We start from the raw sequence: 18,220 nt of genomic DNA on the forward strand, positions 1-18,220 counted from the left end.
ATGCCATTGAAAGGAAATGCTATGAAAGAAAAAGTTTTCCGCGATCCCATTCACAATTACATCCACGTCAAGGAACCTATTATCGCTCAACTGATCGATACCAAAGAATTTCAGCGTCTCCGTCGCATCAAACAAGTCCCTACAACCTCTTATACTTTTCACGGTGCTGAACATAATCGCTTTTCACACTGCCTTGGTGTCTATGATATTGCCCGTCGTATCACAGAGATTTTTGAAGCACAATACCCTCAACAATGGAATCCCGCAGAATCATTAATAACAATGGTAGCCGGCCTCCTTCATGACATTGGTCACGGTGCCTACTCTCATACTTTTGAGAGACTCTTTGAAACAGACCACGAAGCCTACACTCAGGAAATCATCACCAATTCTGAAACCGAAGTTAATGCCGTTCTTCGACAGGTGTCACCTGATTTTCCAGAGCAAGTTGCTAGTGTCATCAACCACACTTACCCCAACAAACAAGTCGTACAACTCATTTCTAGTCAAATTGACTGTGACCGTATGGATTATTTACTTCGTGATTCCTACTACACTGGTACATCCTATGGACAGTTTGATTTAACAAGAATTCTACGTGTTATCCAGCCTGTTGAAAATGGTATTGTCTTTGCTAAAAATGGCATGCACGCTGTCGAGGACTATCTAATCGGCCGTTATCAAATGTACATGCAAGTCTATTTTCACCCATCCAGTCGTGCCATGGAAGTTCTCCTACAAAATCTTCTCAAAAGAGCTAAAACGCTCTATCAAACAACACCCAACTATTTTCAACAAACAGCGCCAAATCTCATTCCTTTCTTTGAAAAGCAGTCAAGCCTATCAGACTATCTCTCCTTAGATGATGGCGTTATGAACACCTATTTTCAGGCTTGGATGACGAGTGAAGACAGTATCCTCAAAGACTTGGCTAGCCGTTTCATCAATCGTAAACTCTTAACTTCCATCAGTTTTGACACGGAAAATCAGTCGCAGTTGATTGAAATGACAAACTTGGTGAAACAGACCGGATTTGATCCCGATTATTATACAGGAGTTCATATCAATCTCGATTTGCCCTACGATGTTTATAAACCTGAAAGCGATAAACCTAGGACGCAAATAGACATCGCCGAAAAAGATGGCAGTAAACAAGAGTTATCATCGCTATCAACGCTGGTAGGAGCACTATCCGGAAATATTCACGGAGATCGTCGCTTCTACTTCCCAAAAGAAATGTTGCAAACAGATGATCTGTTCACCCAAGACAAGATCACATTTCAAAAAAATATCACTAATGGTCACCTAACCACCACCCTATAACCTAAGCTCTGCCATGACAAAATGGCAGTTTTTTAGTAAACTAGATAGGAAGCACTTTTTACGAAAAAAGGAGACGACTATGTCTATCAAACTAGTTGCTATCGATATTGATGGTACTTTATTAAACGACAATCGAGAAATCACACCTGAAGTTTTTCAGGCTATTCAAGATGCCAAAGCAGCCGGTGTCAAAATTATTATCACTACAGGACGCCCTATCGCAGGTGTTACCTCAATGCTAGATGACCTTAATCTACGTGACAAGGGCGATTATGTCATCACCTTCAATGGTGGCTTAGTTCAAGAAACTGACACAGGTTCTGATATCGTCAAAGTCCCTCTCTCCTATGAGGAATACCTTGATATCGAATTGATGGCTAGAAAACTTGGTGTTCATATGCATGCCATCACTAAAGATGGTATTTACACAGCCAACCGTAATATCGGCAAATACACTATCCACGAGGCGACACTGGTAGACATGCCAGTCTATTACCGTACCCCTGAAGAAATGGCTGATAAGGAAATCGTTAAAATCATGTTCATTGATGAACCAGATATTCTTGATGAAGCTATTGCAAACATTCCCGAAGATTTTGCCAATCGTTTCATGCTAGTCAAATCAAAGCCTTTTTATCTTGAAGTGGTTGATAAAAATGTTAGTAAAGGAAATGCTATTAAAGCACTTGCTGAACAACTAGGTATTTCTATGGAAGAGACCATGGCAATCGGTGACGAGGAAAATGACCGTGCCATGCTTGAAGTTGTTGGTACGCCAGTTGTCATGGAAAACGGTGTACCAGAGCTCAAAAAAATTGCCAAGTACATCACCAAATCAAATGAAGAATCTGGTGTTGCATATGCTATTAGAGAGTGGGTATTGAAGTAATGACATATTCTGTAAAAATTGGTATCTCTCCCGAAGAGCACGACCAGTTTGTCATCCATCATCCCTTAACAAACCTACTGCAATCTAGTTCTTGGGCTAAGGTTAAAGATAGTTGGGGAAACGATCGCATAGGGTTTTACGATAATGGGCAGCTAGTTGCTGTTGCTTCTGTCTTGGTTCAACCACTGCCGCTGGGCTTTACCATGATTTATATCCCTCGCGGACCTGTTATGGACTATGGCAATAAAGAGCTTCTAACATTTGTTCTTGAACAGTTAAAAAAATATGGTAAGCAGAAAAAAGCCCTCTTTATCAAATGCGATCCATTCATCCTCTTAGCCGATCATCACGTCAATGAAGAATTAAATGAGAAACTATTCGGTCACGATGTTATCAACAATCTAACCGATGCTGGTGCTGAATGGACAGGACGAACAGAGGATTTAGCTCAAAATATCCAACCACGTTTTCAAGCCAATATCTATGCAGAAGGTTTCTCAGAAGCAGCTCTACCTAAAAAAATCCGTCAAAGTATTCGTACTTCGCGTAATAAAGGTGTTGACATTGTTTTTGGAAGTGTAGATCTAGTTGATGATTTTGCCAAACTCATGAAAAAGACTGAAGATCGTAAACAAATTCATCTTCGTGGGCAGGATTACTACGAAAAATTACTAAAAACTTACGGCGACGATGCCTTTATTACCATGGCAAAGGTCAATCTCAAAGAACGCCTAGCCATCGCTGAAAAAGGACTCGAAGACGCTCTGGCATTACAAGCAACTTTCACTTCAGAAAATCGTCAAAATAAAGTCAAATCAACCGAGAACGATATCAAACGCTTCGAAAAAGAGATCCATTTCTTCAATGAAAAATTAGCTAGTGGTCAAGAAATAGTCCCATTAGCAGGAACCCTCTCTATTAATTACGGAGACACTTCAGAAAATATCTATGCAGGTATGGACGAAGAATACAGACAGTACAACGCTCCTCTTATCACCTGGTTTGAAACCGCAAGGCATGCCTTTGAAAAAGGAGCTAAATGGCAAAATATGGGAGGCATTGAAAATAAACTAGACGGCGGTTTGTACCAATTCAAATCAAAATTCAATCCAATGATTGAAGAATTTATTGGAGAATTTAATATCCCTGTCAATCCACTTCTATATCGCTTATCCAATACTGCCTACACACTACGTAAAAAATTAAGGAGCAAACATTAAGATGCCTGTAAAAGCATTAACTTGGGACATTTTTGATCATTTTGTTAATCAAGCCCAACATCGCAGTTTTGAACAATCTTCTGAAATGGGCTACCTTCTCGAAAAGCGAGGCTATCAGGTATCTCCTGTCGGTTATGTCGACGACAATAACCTTGTTCAAGTAGCAGCCATCTTATATAGTACACCTGTAGCTGGTGGTCTTTATTCAGAAATCCACTATGGTCCTGTATATGATGACAGTCAATACTTAAAACCTTTCCTTGAAGGGTTAAAAGCATTTGTTAAGCAACACAATACTATTGAACTAGCTGTTAAACCTTACGATAGTTATCAACATTATGATGACAATGGCAATGAAATCTCAGATAAAAACCAAGAATTACTAAATACCTTCAAAGAAGCTGGCTATGAGTTTCAAGGATTAACAACTGGTTTCAAGAGTAGTGACTGGCATTATGTTAAATCATTGGAAAACATTGAGCCCTCTAAACTCCTAAATAGTTTTAGTAAAAAAGGTAAGGCACTGGTAAAAAAAGCCAACACTTTCGGTATTAGCATCCGTCAACTAGAACGTCATGAATTAGATTTGTTCAAAAAAGTTACTTCTGCTACATCTGATCGCCGTGATTATGACGATAAACCACTTGAGTACTACGAATATTTATATGATGGCTTCAAAGATAAAGCAAAATTTCTTGTTGCCAGTCTCAACTTCCAAGATTACCTTGATCACCTAACCAAAGATCAAGATAAATTAAAAGCAAAAATTAGAAAACTCGAGAATGATTTAGAACAAAATCCAAACTCAGAGAAAAAGCGTAATCAACACCGTGAATTTAGCAGTCAATCCGAAACATTTGACACTCGAAAAGCTGAAGCAAATGATTTCATTGCAAAATATGGTGATCAAGATATCATTTTAGCAGGCAGCCTCTTTATTCAAATGCCGCAAGAAACAACCTACTTCTTTAGTGGCTCCTACCCTGAATTCAATAAATTTTATGCCCCTGCCCTTCTTCAAGAATACATCATGAAAGATAGTATTGAAAAAGGCATCCTAAACTACAACCTTTTAGGTGTCGAAGGTACTTTTGATGGTAGTGATGGTATTTTTCGTTTCAAACAAAATTTTAATGGTTATATCGAAAGAAGACCAGGTAGTTTTAATTATTATCCAAACCCCTTCAAATACAAATGCTACCAACTTTTAAAAACCATTCTAAGACGCGGCTGATTAACAGCATTTTAAGTAAGAAATACCCTTGGAAAGTTTTCACATTCTTTCCAAGGGTTATTTTGTTCTAGCTAATTTTAATGACAAAAAACAACCCAAGAAATCTTGAATTGTTTTCGAATTAGTTCTATTTTAGATTTAGAATTCAAGCAAAGCAAGGAAGCTTTCAGCTTCAAGTGATGCTCCACCAACAAGTGCACCATCAACATCTTCGCAAGACATGTATGAAGCAACATTTTCAGGTTTTACTGATCCACCGTATTGAACACGAACTTTGTCTGCAACTTCTTGACCAAAATCTGCTGCAACAACATCACGAACAGCTTTACACATTTTTTGAGCGTCGTCTTGAGTAGCTGATTTACCAGTACCGATAGCCCAGATTGGTTCGTAAGCAATAACAAGTGATGCTACTTGTTCAGCTGACAAATCTTTCAATGCTGCTGAAACTTGTGCTCCTACAAACTCTTCGGCTTTACCAGCTTCATAAGTTTCAAGAGACTCACCACAACAGATGATTGGCGTCATACCATTTTTAAAGATAGCGTGAGCTTTTTTGTTGATGTCTTCATCAGTTTCGTGGAAGTAGTCACGACGTTCTGAGTGACCAATAACAACGTAATCAACACCCATTTCTGACAATACTTTTGGAGATGTTTCACCAGTGAAGGCTCCAGCATCTTCTGAATAAGTGTTTTGAGCAGCAACTTTAAGTCCTTCAACATTAGCGTCAAGCAAGGCTACTAAGTCAACAGCTGGTGCTGCAATAGCTGCTTCTACTTTGTCAGTTGCTGGTAATTTACCTGCAATTGCCTCAACAAAAGCTTTGGCTTCTTGAGGGTTTTTGTTCATTTTCCAGTTTCCGGCAATAATTGGTTTACGTGACATTTCACATACCTCTTCTATTTTTTATAGTATGCTTACATTTTACCATAAAATCCTATATATTTAAAGGAATTGAGTAAATTTAGCTATTGTTTTCACATACTTTCAGAAATATTTTCATCTCACTAGCCTCTTCTTCTGATGACCTTTAGTATTTTCCTCTAGCTAGACAAGAACTTATAAACTGCTAACTATTATACCTCATATTCCTACTCTCAAACATAAAAAAGCACTCCCCTAAGGAAGTGCTCAATTAGAAGTTGTCTGACTCTAATTGTTATTTTGGGAAAACTTAATTGTTAAAATTAAGCTTCGATTTCTGAAACGATACCTGAACCAACAGTACGTCCACCTTCACGGATAGAGAAAGTAGTACCTTGTTCAACGGCGATTGGATGGATCAACTCAACTTCGATAGTTACGTTATCACCAGGCATTACCATTTCAGTACCTTCTGGCAATTTGATTGAACCAGTTACGTCAGTTGTACGGAAGTAGAACTGAGGACGGTAGTTGTCGAAGAATGGAGTGTGACGTCCACCTTCTTCTTTAGAAAGAACGTAAACTTCACCTTTGAATTTAGTGTGTGGGTTGATTGAACCTGGTTTAGCAAGAACTTGACCACGTTCGATTTCATCACGTTGAACACCACGAAGAAGAACACCAACGTTATCTCCAGCAAGACCTTCGTCAAGTTGTTTACGGAACATTTCAACACCAGTAACAACTGCTTTAGAGATTTCGTCTTTGATACCAACGATTTCAACTTCGTCGTTAACTTTAACAGTACCACGGTCGATACGTCCTGAAGCAACAGTACCACGTCCAGTGATTGAGAATACATCCTCAACTGGAAGAAGCAATGGTTTGTCAGTATCGCGTTCTGGTTCTGGAATGTATGAGTCAACGATTGACATCAATTCCATGATAACATCTTCTTGAGCTGTATCACCTTCAAGCGCTTTAAGAGCTGAACCTTGAACAACTGGAAGATCATCACCTGGGAAATCGTATTCTGAAAGAAGGTCACGGATTTCCATTTCAACCAATTCAAGCAATTCTTCATCATCAACAAGGTCAACTTTGTTCATGAAGACGATAAGGTTTTTAACACCAACCTGACGTGAAAGAAGGATGTGCTCACGAGTTTGTGGCATTGGTCCATCTGTAGAAGCTACTACAAGGATAGCTCCGTCCATTTGAGCGGCACCAGTGATCATGTTTTTAACGTAGTCCGCGTGACCTGGAGCGTCGATGTGAGCGTAGTGGCGAGCTTCAGTTTCATACTCAACGTGTGCAGTGTTGATTGTGATTCCGCGTTCGCGTTCTTCTGGAGCAGCATCGATAGACGCATAGTCTTTTGGTTGGTTAACTGATGAAGGCAAGCGACGTGCCAATACAGTTGTGATAGCTGCTGTCAATGTAGTTTTACCGTGGTCAACGTGTCCAATTGTACCAATGTTAACGTGTGGTTTACTACGATCGTATTTTTCTTTTGCCATTTTAGGAAAAGCCTCCAATAAAATATATTTTATAGATAGACAGTAGGCAATACGGTCTAACTTTACCCTCTTATTCTATCAAAATGTCATAGAATTGCAAGTGTTTTATACACTTTTCAGTATTTTCACCATTTTTGGGTATCTACTAAGGAGAAAGAGAGAAATAAGATGCAAGATATTACAAGTATTTAGCTACCTTCTTCTTCAACGTTTAATCTAATTATCGCAATAATTATAGAACTAAAATCATCAGGTAGCTACTTATTGAGATTGAATCATATTTCTCAGATACGCAAAAAGCTGGGATTATCCCAGCTCATTATCAGTCTTCAGACATCATTCTTTCGGATTCTTCAATGATTTCCATACGTTTTTCATTAGCATCTATATTTAATACGAGAGCTATGGCTACCGATAAGACTAGAAGACTATTTCCTCCTTGTGACAGAAAAGGAAATGTAACCCCTGTGGATGGAATTAAGCCAGAGATACCTCCAATATTAACAAAAACCTGCATCAACATCATGCCACCAACCCCGATAGCCATCATTGCATTGAAAGCATTTTTTGCTTTTACACCAACCAAAATAATTCTCAAAATTAAAAAGAAAACTAAGGCTAAAATCAAACATGCCCCTATCATTCCAAACTCTTCCATTACAATGGAGAAGACAAAGTCCGTCGTTGCCTCTGGAAGATAGCCACGTTTTTCGATGGAGTTGCCCAGACCCATTCCAAACCAACCACCATTACTCATGGCATAATAGGAATGTGCTAACTGGTGTCCCGAATCCGTCAAATCTTTAAAAGGATTGTAAAAAGCGCTAAAACGTTTGGCAACATAGCCAAAGACTGGTACTTTAGCCATTGTTTCTACACCGACTACCCCAATTATTCCCAAAAACAGTGCTGATGCTGCTGTTGTACTAAGAAAAATAGCTGAGAACCAACGATAGCCAATACCACTCACAGTAATCATAATGAGAACAGTCAAAACGATGATAGCAGCATTACCAAGGTCAGGTTGAGCTGCGACAAGACCTATTAAAAATAGACAAATTAGTCGCCAATCAGTGAAATCACTAGCATTGCGAGGCCACCAGCGTCTCCGTGTCAAAGCTTGATAATCATAGACAGCAATTGACCTCTGCCTACGACTAAATGTAAACGCTAAAAACCAGATAACTAGGATTTTTAAATATTCTGCTGGTTGAAAGCTAACCGGTCCAATAACGATCCAACCGTGTGCACCATTAACTTCTTGTGTAAAAAATCGAGCTATTAGTAAGAGAATAACCTCTATAAGAAGAACACCAGTAAGGATTTTTGAATTTTTTAAAAAATTCAATCTTAGCCGATAAATAAACAAAATAGCTAAGAGGCTAATGATCCAAAAACCCCCTTGATTAAGCATTGATTTAAAAGGATTTAATCCATAATTAACCAAGGTTGCACTGGTAGTAGAATAAACAATAATCAAGCCTAATACCGATAAAATCAAATAGGGCAAGAGTATCGAATAGTTTAGGAGATGTTTTTTTTCGATATGCATAATTTATAATCTTTCCATTAATAACACTAGCATTATATCATCTTTCTAGAAAAAGAAAAATCAGAAGCTAGTATCCTATTCTTCTAAGGCCTATATTGTTGACACTCGCGTGATAAACTAGCGATGTTGAACGATATCACTCCTACTTTTTGATATGTTAGGTAAGCAGTATTGATATTAAACACTCACAAAAAAGACTGAAACAAAATGTCACAGTCTTTACCAATGTTATAATCTTCAGGATTCAAATACCAGAAGACAATATCAAATGAATTGATTTTCTGATAAGACTTTGAAACGTCAATAAACTCAGGAACAATAAGTCAAGGACAATCGCTTATCAACAATAAACCCATCCTTGCAAACTATTCCTCTTATATCCCGAAGCATAATCAAATAAACTAGTATTTTCAGGTGCCTGATCTTTTCCTAAACAAACTAAACATATTATCTCGTTTTAGGCATCAACCTGAATTACGTAAACCAGTCGCAATACCATTGATGGTAATATGAATCAATTTTTCTTGGCTAGGATCAAGTTTGCCTGCTCTAAGACGTCTAATCAATTCAATTTGAATATAATTCAGAACATTGAAGTAAGGCAAACGGTAATTCAAACTATTTTTGAGATTAGGAAGATCTTCTATTAACTCATCATGCTTTTCAATAGCTAAAATAACATTTTTGGTTAATTGCCATTCATCTAGAATAGTTAAAAAGACATCTCTAACTTCTTGGCTTTCAGCCATTTGAGCGTATTGGAAAGCGATGTTCATATTTGACTTTGAAAGAACCATGTCCACATTAGCCAAAAGTGATTTAAAGAATGGCCATGACTGGTACATTTCTTGCAAAATAGCTAAGTTCGCTGGATCCTTATCAATAAAGTTTTGGAAGCTAGAGCCAACACCATACCAGCCAGGAAACATGACACGGTTTTGGGACCATGAGAATACCCATGGAATGGCACGAAGTCCTGAAATTTCCGTAATGGTTTTACGGGCTGCAGGGCGCGAACCAATGTTAAGGCTTGAAACTTCCTTGATTGGACTTGCTTCAAAGAAATAATCATAGAAATGAGGATTTCCAAAAACAAGATCACGGTAAATCGAATTACTGTCCGCTACAATACCTTCCATGATAGAACGATAATCGTCTATTTTGCTAGGATCTGTAATCATCCGAGTTACCATACGATCAAGGGTTGCCGAGATCAACATTTCTAAATTGTAGTAGGCTGAATCCTTGTTACCGTATTTTGTTCCAATAACTTCACCCTGCTCTGTTAAGCGAATGCGGTCTTTAATAGAGCCAAAAGGTTGTGATGTGATGGCATCATAAGATGGACCACCACCTCGACCAACGGTTCCCCCTCGACCATGGAAGAAGGTCATCTTAACACCAAATTGCTCACCAAGTTTTGTCAATTCGTTTTGAGCCTTGTAGAGTGTCCATCCAGAAGCTAAATAGCCACCATCTTTGTTAGAGTCTGAATAGCCTAGCATGACTTCTTGATAGCCCTGATGGTCTTTGAGCCATGTTTTCACAATATCAAGATTGAGGTAATCAGTCATAATGCCTTTCGCATTTTCCAAATCCTCAATGGTTTCAAATAAAGGTACAATCTGAATACGAGAACGGTCCTTATCTAGGAGTCCTACCTCTTTAAGCATAATAGCTAATTCAAGCATATCTGAAACGGTTTCTGTGTGAGAAATGATATGCTGTTTAATCACGTCTTCACCCAGACGGTCTTTCAACTCACGCGCTGTCTGGTAAATAGCTAATTCTTTTTCCAACAATTCTGACTTTGTCACATTGGTAGCTGAAAGCTGACGAGGATCTTCTACCAATTCTTTCAATAACAAGTGACATTTTTCTTCCTCAGATAAAGAACTATAGTCACTCTCGATATTAGCTGTTTTCAAAAGTTCTGCGACGCAAGCTTCTTGAACACTAGAATCTTGACGCATATCAATCGTTGCTAAAAAGAAACCAAACACATCAACAGCTTGGCATATTTCTGAAAAATCACCTTTGATTAGACTAGCCATTCCATTTTCTTCTAAGGAATCCTGGATAATTCTCAAGTCAGCCTTAAATTCCTCAACACTGATATATAAATCATTAACTAGTCTATAATGACCAGCATTAGCCAAGTGATAATCAGCGGTGTGTGGTTGACGAGACTGTTGTCCTAATTTGCTTAAATCCTTTGAAAAATCAGCTTCTGGGCCCTTCATGTCAACCAATGTATTAACCAATTTTGCTTGAATATAGCTAAACGCTTTACGATAAGGTTCGTTTTCACGAAACTCTGAATGATCCAAAGATTTTTTGGCTAACTCCAAAACACCATCTGACACAGCTGTCAAACTACTTGATAATGAAAATTGACGGTAAAGTTCTGAGATTTTTTCAATGTAGTAGGTTAGGATCACTTCACTTTGAAGGGTTGCAGATAGTCGTAAGGTTTCAGCTGTTACAAAAGGATTCCCATCTCGGTCACCACCAATCCACATCCCCATCGTGATTGGCTTGGGATTTTTAAGAGCTATACCGTTTTTAACCGCTAAAGCTTTGTATTCTTGGGTTAGCTTGGTGATCGCTTTAATCAAGGAAGATGGGTAATACTCCATGACATTGGTGATTTCGTTTTTAACTTTTAGTTTTTTCTCACGGATAATATCCGTTTGCATCATCATCTGGATATAACGGCGCATGTCTGCATACCATTTTTCCTCATTGATAAGACCTAATTTGACATCACGATGTTTCCTTAGAAGCTCATGAATATGGTTGGTCAACTCAAGCATTGTTTTACGTTGAACCTGTGTAGGGTGGGCTGTTAAAACTGGAACGACGTTTAAATGATTGATAACCTCAGCACCCTGTTCATTTTCTGCAATCATTCCCATAACTGTGGACAATTTTCCAAGGTAATCCTTGTTAATGTTATTTTGATAATTAACCTCATAAGCTAAATCAACATCTTCAGCTATATTGATTAATAACGGTAAGATACTAAAATAGCGTGAAATCAAGACCATTTCTTCGTTGTTAATCGTCGAAATAACATTCTGCAAACCTTGATAATCCTCAGCTTTTGATAAGTTTGTTAATTCTTTTATTTTAGAATAAACATCTTCGCCAACAAGCCCTTGAGTTATCTCTTCTAACAGTTGGGTTAGAATCTCAACTTCTTCTTGAATAAGAACTTGATTGCTACTGCTTTCTAATTTAGTGATGTCCACAAAACCACTCCATTTCTTTTTGGTATCTAGCCATTATCATATCATTTTTTGCAAGGAACTGCACTTGATACTACTATTTCGTCAGTTAAAATTCCTTTAAAATAATGCTGATCTTTTTGATCAGTTTCCTAAAGATTTGATATACTAAAGAAAAGGAGGCTATTTATGGAACTAAAAAAACGTTCAGAATTTCCTGAAAACGAACTTTGGGATTTAACCGCTTTATATAAAGACCGCCAAGATTTTCTTTTAGCTATTGAAAAAGCCTTGAGTGATGTCGATACCTTTACTCGTCATTATGAAAACAACTTAACATCCGTTGATGATTTCACCCAAGCACTCATGGAGCTTGAACAGATTTACATCCAAATGAGTCATATTGAAACTTATGCTTTTATGCCTCAAACAACGGACTTCTCAAGCGAAGAATTTGCTGAAATTGCTAAGGCTGGTGATGATTTTGCTACTAAAGCTAGTGTAGCGCTCAGCTTCTTTGACACCGCACTCGCTACTGCTGATTCAGCTATTTTAGATGAATTAGAAGCTAATCCTCACTTTAGCGCAGCCATTCGCCAGGCAAAAATCCAAAAGGAACACTTACTCGACCCCGAAGTAGAAAAAGCTCTCTCAAATTTGAGAGAGCTTCTGGGTGCACCGTATGATATTTATACTAAGATGCGGGCTGGTGATTTTGCCATGGACGATTTTGAAGTTGATGGTAAAACCTATAAAAATTCCTTTGTCACCTATGAAAATTTCTATCAAAATCATGAAAATGCTGACATTCGTGACAAGGCCTTCCGCTCTTTCTCAAAAGGTTTAAGAGCTCATCAAAATGCTGCTGCCGCTGCCTATCTGGCTAAAGTCAAATCTGAAAAATTGATTGCAGACATGCGAGGCTACAACTCTGTCTATGACTATCTCTTAGCTGAGCAAGAAGTGGATCGTAGCATGTTTGATCGCCAGATTGATTTAATCATGTCTGAGTTTGGTCCAGTAGCACAAAAATACCTCAAGCATGTCGCTGAGGTCAACGATCTAGACAAGATGACCTTTGCTGATTGGAAACTTGATATTGATAATGAGCTCAATCCTGAAGTCTCCATTGATGATGCTTACGATCTTGTTATGAAATCCGTCGCACCACTAGGTTCTGAGTACACCAAAGAAGTTGAACGTTATCAGACTGAGCGCTGGGTTGACTTCGCTGCTAACGAAAACAAGGATTCTGGTGGCTATGCAGCTGATCCTTATAAGATTCACCCTTATGTTCTGATGAGTTGGACAGGACGCATGTCTGATGTCTACACGCTTATCCATGAAATTGGACACTCTGGACAGTTCATCTTTTCTGATAATAATCAGTCTTATTACAACACGCATATGTCAACCTATTATGTTGAGGCTCCTTCAACCTTCAACGAATTACTTCTGAGTGATTATTTGGAAAATCAATTTGATAATGCCCGCCAAAAACGCTTCGCTCTGGCTCATCGCTTAACGGATACTTACTTCCACAACTTCATTACCCACTTGCTTGAAGCAGCTTTCCAACGTAAGGTTTATGACTTGATTGAAGCTGGAGGTACTTTCGGCGCAGAAACGCTAAACACTTTCATGAAAGAAGTCTTAACAGACTTCTGGGGTGACGCTGTCGAGATTGATGACGATGCTGCCCTTACTTGGATGCGCCAAGCCCACTATTATATGGGGCTCTACAGCTACACCTACTCTGCTGGTTTAGTCCTTTCAACAGCAGGTTACCTCAATCTCAAGAACAACGATAATGGGGCTAAGGAGTGGCTTGACCTTCTCAAATCTGGTGGTAGCAAGACACCACTTGATACAGCTATGATTATCGGAGCTGATATTTCAACTGATAAACCACTTCGAGACACTATCCAATTCTTGAGTGACACGGTCGATCAAATTATCGCTTATAGTAGTGAACTAAACGAAAACTAATAGTAACAAAGTCTTCTTAGGATATACTATTTTAAACTTGTAAGACTTTGTAGATCTAATCCAAAGTAACCCTCTCTAGATAACTCTTTGCTCTTATTTAACATTTAAATCAGCAACTTGAACAGTTAACGATCTAGCTCGATTTTCATTCAATTCTTATCGACAAAAATAAAAGTAACGGTTTCACTAGACCGTTACTTTTATTATTATCTGATAGCGTTTCTTAATTGCTTACTTCCTGATAAAATTCGATTTTATCACCATCTTTGACGATATTTTCTTCAGCACCTTTATTGGCCATTTTACCATTAACTTTGTACATCCAGTAAAGATTCTTTGCTGGATCTTGCTTATGACCTTCAATCTCTGTCACAAAACCATTATCATCTTCAACGTCAAAAGCTTCGTCAAGAGCTTCTAAAACAGAATCATCCTGATCAACGATGACTTCTTTCTTATCAGCTTTTTCACCTTCTGGTTTTACGCTAACGGTTACCTTGACTTCATCGGCTTCTGGCTTTTTATTAGCATCATCCTTTGCACAAGCTGCTAATAAAAATAGCGAACTAGCAAGTATAACTGGTTTCAACATTTTTTTCATTTTAAAATCTCCTCAAAATTTTTTCTAAAATAGGGTAAAACAACAAAGTAGATAAGGCATGATAGAGATTAAAAGAAAAACCTGCAGCAATATAAGACCACCACGGCATTCCCCAAAACACTGCCATCAGACCATCAATTATTATACCATATAAAAAAGCAAAACAAGCTGCTAGAAAAATCAGGATATGTTGATACCATCTTTTGATAATCAATAGTTTCCACAAAAGCAGAACAAGAGCAAAACTAATGATTTGAAACATGACCCATGGTCCAAAACCTAATAAAAATGATGATACTAGTATACTTAAGCTCATAACCAATACTGAAAAGAGAAGCCCTTCAACTCCTACTAATACTAAGAAAAAAGCTGTAATAGGTTGAATATTGGGTAAAGACGAAAAAATATAACGTAAAACAACACAAAGAGCTGAAAGCATTGCCACTTTGCTAATGGTTTGGATAGATAAAAAACTTTTCATACTCTTATTATCGCAAATAATCTTACGTTTGAACATAGAAAAATGAGCTTAAGAAGAGACTCAATAAAACAACTCAGAACCTGTTTGCACTCTTAGATTTCAAAGCCTATAATAAAAAGAAAATCCCTTAAAGTTCAGTTATTCTTTTGAGAAACGTCTATTGTAAAAAGGTATAGAATGGAAGTTTTGATAACGTCATTCTATACCTTTTATGCTATTAAGTGTTGACCAGTCTCACTGTCAACCAAAGATTTATTCTGTAGAACTCCTTAAGTCAAGACTTGAATTCAAATCCATCTTCTTAGGTTATTCCCAAACAGCGTCAATAACTTCCTTGACAAGCGCTAATTTCTTCCATTGGTCTTCTTCAGTTAAAATATTTCCTTCTTCTGTTGAGGCAAAGCCACACTGAGTCGAAATCCAAAGTTGCTCTAAGGGAATATACTGACTAGCTTCTTTGATTCTAGCAATTAATAGCTCCTTATCTTCCAATTCTGGAAATTTAGAAGTAACAAGCCCAAGTACAGCTACTTTGTCAGGATCTGTAAACTCTGATAGGGGAGAAAAGTCACCTGAACGTTCATTATCAAATTCTAGGAAATAGGTTTGAGCAGCCTCGTCAGCAAATAATTCTTTAGCAATGGGATGATAACCGCCTGATGAAGCCCAAGTGGAGTGATAATTGCCACGACAGACATGCGTATTCACCAAAAGATTCTCAGGGACATTTTCATACACATCATTATTAAGTTTTAAGAAAAGCGCTGATAGTTCTTCTCTAACTTCTTCTTTGCTTTGACCATTAATGCGACCCCAAGTCGTTAAGAAGTTATCATCAACAAGTACTCCCCATGTACAGTCATCAACCTGTAAGGTCTTCAAACCTGCATCAACCAAATCAGAAATAACTTGTAAATAAGCAGCTTTAATGTCTGCGTATAGTTCCTCATGATCTGGATAAATACTATTTAGTTTGGCTACATGCTCCTCATCACGAATTAACTCAAAATAAAATTGTGAAGGAGCTGGAATCGTATACTTGGCTTCTACTTCAACTTCTTTAGCATCAACATAATTTTTCAAGAAACGATAGGCCTCTACAAAAGGATGGTCTTCTCCAGAAATCTTGCCAGATAAAATAGCAGAATCTGGTTTGGTTTCTTCTCCATGAAAATGGTAACCGGAGGATGCTTGAATATGATCAACTCCTGCAAAACCCCAAAAGAAGTCCAAATGCCAGTAAGCTCGTCGAAATTCACCATCTGTAACTTTTTCTAAACCAGCTGCAATCTGTTTATCCACAAGATCCTTTATGGCAATATCCTCTACAACTTTTAAATCTTCAGAAGACAGCTGTCCTGATTCAAAAGCCTGACGAGCTTTTTGTAAAATCTCTGGTCTCAAAAAAGACCCTACATGTTCAAAATATTTCTTTCCCATAGATGATTCTCCCAATAATATTATGTCTATATTTTAGCAAAAACAATTATAGCGTTAAAATATAACTTTATTATAGTTATTTATAGTTTTCACCTATATATAGTCGCTGACAGGATGAAAAATAGCTTCACTATCGCTTTTAAAGGTAAGTTACTTTGATTTTTTATATTTTTTAAGTTACAATATAACGAAGATGAGAAAGAGAATTAAGCGAATCGTTGCGTTTACACTCTTAGGATTGCCTATTTTGATATTAATTATCGCAAAATCTTACGCCATGGTTGCTAGAACTGTTCAACTAAATGCAGCTAGGGCAACAATTCCAACTGTAAGTACTACTCCTAAGCCTAATCAAACGACAACAAGTACCGAAAAAGAAGAACCAATTACTTCCCTAAAACCCATCATTGACGTTTCTGGATGGCAGTTACCTGAAGAAATAGACTACGATACCTTGTCTGCAAATATTTCTGGCGTCATTGTTCGTGTCTTTGGAGGTTCAGGTATTGGTATTGATAACAACGCCACAAATGCCAAAGGGGTTGATAAGTCTTATAAAAAACATATTACTGAATTTCAAAAACGTGATATTCCAGTAGCAGTCTATGCTTATGTTATGGGTAAAAATGTTAAAGAAATGAAAGAAGAGGCACGTATCCTCTATGAAAAATCAGCCCCCTATAAACCAACTTACTATTGGTTAGATGTCGAAGAAAAAACCATGGACAATATGGATAAAGGGGTTGAAGCCTTTCGTTCTGAACTGGAAAGATTAGGGGCCAAGAATATCGGAATCTACATTGGAACTTACTTTATGGACGAACATAGTATCTCTATTGATAAGTTTGATGCCGTCTGGTTTCCGACTTATGGTACTGATTCCGGTCTTTATGAAGAGGATCCTCATACGTCCTTAGAGCATGATCTCCACCAATATACCTCACAAGGTTTTGTTGATGGTTTCCAAAAACCTCTGGACTTAAATCGTATTGCAACGGATAAAGACATTGGTTCTACTTACCAAAAATTATTTGGCCGAAAACCTAGCAAAGATATGCAAGAAAAAAAAAACAAACTGGTTGACAGCTTGTTTTTTTTTCGCTAGACTACTTGTAACCGGTGTCATTTTAACGATAAATCACCGAAAAATTAAATACCACAAGGGAGTGCCTTTAGGCTGAGACCACATGTCTGTGGAATCCTTATCAACCTGATCTGGTTAGTACCAGCGTAGGAATTGTGTCATTTTGTACTTGGTAAGGCTCCCTTTTTGATAAAAAGGAGTTTTTTTATGTCAAAAAATCTTAACGCTTTAGTTGAAGCTGCCATTTTTGCCGCACTCGCCATGGTTCTTTCTTTTATCCCTGATTTTGCCAATTGGTTTTCTCCTTCATTTGGGGCTATCCCACTTATTGTCTTTTCACTACGTCGTGGCCCAAAATATGGTCTATTAGCCGGTCTGCTTTGGGGACTTATGCACTTTATCTTTGGAAAAGTTTATTATTTAGCCTTTTCTCAGGTCTTAATAGAGTATATTCTCGCTTTTGTTTCTATGGGCTTAGCAGGCATTTTTGCTCAATCCTTCCAAGCAGCCATTCGATCTAAAGAATCCAAAAAAGCTATCTGTTTAGGTAGTCTTGCCAGCTTGTTAGCAGTTGGAATTCGCTATTTTTGGCATTTTTTAGCAGGGGTCATTTTCTGGGGTTCATACGCTCCTAAAGGAATGTCTGCACTATGGTATTCTTTTAGTGTCAATGGCATCGCTGGTTCATCTACTCTCATCTTGGTTATCGTTAGTCTTATTCTTTTAGTATCAGCCCAAGCTAATAGACTCTTTTTAACAAAATAATCTTAAGGTTTCTTTAACATATATT

14 protein-coding genes and 1 riboswitch are annotated in these 18,220 nt (G+C 37.8%); of the genes, 7 read left to right on the forward strand and 7 right to left on the reverse strand.

Annotation, left to right across the window (positions count from 1 at the left end):
• Window positions 1–21 precede the first annotated feature (21 nt).
• The 4 genes from C0J00_RS06905 (at window position 22) to C0J00_RS06920 (ending at window position 4,666) form a co-directional block, all read left to right on the forward strand.
• Window positions 22–1,323 carry an HD domain-containing protein gene (locus tag C0J00_RS06905; protein ID WP_104968182.1) on the forward strand — a complete coding sequence of 434 codons (1,302 nt, stop codon included), beginning with the start codon at window positions 22–24 and terminating at the stop codon, window positions 1,321–1,323.
• A 79-nt stretch (window positions 1,324–1,402) separates the two neighbouring features.
• Window positions 1,403–2,212: a sugar-phosphatase gene (gene yidA, locus C0J00_RS06910; protein ID WP_104968183.1), complete on the forward strand. Its 810-nt coding sequence runs from the start codon at window positions 1,403–1,405 to the stop codon at window positions 2,210–2,212.
• Window positions 2,212–3,432 (forward strand): aminoacyltransferase, encoded by a 1,221-nt coding sequence (locus C0J00_RS06915; RefSeq protein WP_104968184.1) that lies wholly within the window; start codon window positions 2,212–2,214, stop codon window positions 3,430–3,432. The genes yidA and C0J00_RS06915 overlap by 1 nt, the downstream gene beginning before the upstream one ends.
• 1 nt (window position 3,433) lies before the next feature.
• On the forward strand, window positions 3,434–4,666 hold the full coding sequence (locus C0J00_RS06920) for an aminoacyltransferase (RefSeq protein ID WP_104968185.1): 1,233 nt from the start codon (window positions 3,434–3,436) through the stop codon (window positions 4,664–4,666).
• A gap of 138 nt (window positions 4,667–4,804) precedes the next feature.
• Here C0J00_RS06920 and tpiA read toward each other — a convergent pair whose 3' ends face one another.
• The 4 genes from tpiA to ppc all read right to left on the reverse strand — a co-directional run bounded on the left by tpiA (window position 4,805) and on the right by ppc (window position 11,859).
• Entirely contained in the window at window positions 4,805–5,554 is a 750-nt protein-coding gene (gene tpiA, locus C0J00_RS06925) for a triose-phosphate isomerase (protein ID WP_104968186.1), read from the reverse strand.
• 302 nt (window positions 5,555–5,856) lie between these two features.
• Window positions 5,857–7,053, reverse strand: a complete 1,197-nt coding sequence (gene tuf / locus C0J00_RS06930; RefSeq protein ID WP_104968187.1) for an elongation factor Tu — start codon at window positions 7,051–7,053, stop codon at window positions 5,857–5,859.
• A 322-nt stretch (window positions 7,054–7,375) separates the two neighbouring features.
• A complete protein-coding gene (gene ftsW, locus C0J00_RS06935; RefSeq protein WP_104968188.1) occupies window positions 7,376–8,605 on the reverse strand; it encodes a cell division peptidoglycan polymerase FtsW in 1,230 nt (409 codons plus the stop codon).
• A 464-nt stretch (window positions 8,606–9,069) separates the two neighbouring features.
• Entirely contained in the window at window positions 9,070–11,859 is a 2,790-nt protein-coding gene (ppc, locus tag C0J00_RS06940; protein ID WP_104968189.1) for a phosphoenolpyruvate carboxylase, read from the reverse strand.
• A 165-nt stretch (window positions 11,860–12,024) separates the two neighbouring features.
• On the opposite strand from ppc, the gene pepF reads away from it, so the two are divergent.
• Window positions 12,025–13,824: an oligoendopeptidase F gene (gene pepF / locus C0J00_RS06945; protein WP_104968190.1), complete on the forward strand. Its 1,800-nt coding sequence runs from the start codon at window positions 12,025–12,027 to the stop codon at window positions 13,822–13,824.
• 223 nt (window positions 13,825–14,047) lie between these two features.
• Here the strand turns inward: pepF and C0J00_RS06950 are convergent, their stop codons facing one another.
• From C0J00_RS06950 to C0J00_RS06960, 3 genes are all read right to left on the reverse strand, one after another.
• Window positions 14,048–14,425 carry a DUF4430 domain-containing protein gene (locus tag C0J00_RS06950; protein ID WP_104968191.1) on the reverse strand — a complete coding sequence of 126 codons (378 nt, stop codon included), beginning with the start codon at window positions 14,423–14,425 and terminating at the stop codon, window positions 14,048–14,050.
• Window position 14,426: 1 nt separating this feature from the next.
• Complete coding sequence (locus C0J00_RS06955; protein WP_104968192.1) at window positions 14,427–14,906, reverse strand: ECF transporter S component; 480 nt, start codon at window positions 14,904–14,906, stop codon at window positions 14,427–14,429.
• Between the two features lie 306 nt (window positions 14,907–15,212).
• Complete coding sequence (locus tag C0J00_RS06960) at window positions 15,213–16,346, reverse strand: 5-methyltetrahydropteroyltriglutamate--homocysteine S-methyltransferase (RefSeq protein ID WP_104968193.1); 1,134 nt, start codon at window positions 16,344–16,346, stop codon at window positions 15,213–15,215.
• Between the two features lie 193 nt (window positions 16,347–16,539).
• On the opposite strand from C0J00_RS06960, the gene C0J00_RS06965 reads away from it, so the two are divergent.
• Window positions 16,540–17,451 carry a glycoside hydrolase family 25 protein gene (locus C0J00_RS06965; RefSeq protein WP_104968194.1) on the forward strand — a complete coding sequence of 304 codons (912 nt, stop codon included), beginning with the start codon at window positions 16,540–16,542 and terminating at the stop codon, window positions 17,449–17,451.
• 47 nt (window positions 17,452–17,498) lie between these two features.
• Window positions 17,499–17,600: riboswitch (TPP riboswitch) on the forward strand.
• Between the two features lie 37 nt (window positions 17,601–17,637).
• Complete coding sequence (gene thiT / locus C0J00_RS06970) at window positions 17,638–18,195, forward strand: energy-coupled thiamine transporter ThiT (RefSeq protein ID WP_104968195.1); 558 nt, start codon at window positions 17,638–17,640, stop codon at window positions 18,193–18,195.
• Window positions 18,196–18,220: the final 25 nt, after the last annotated feature.

Source organism: Streptococcus pluranimalium, assembly GCF_002953735.1.
In the GTDB taxonomy this organism is placed as follows: Bacteria; Bacillota; Bacilli; order Lactobacillales; family Streptococcaceae; genus Streptococcus; species Streptococcus pluranimalium.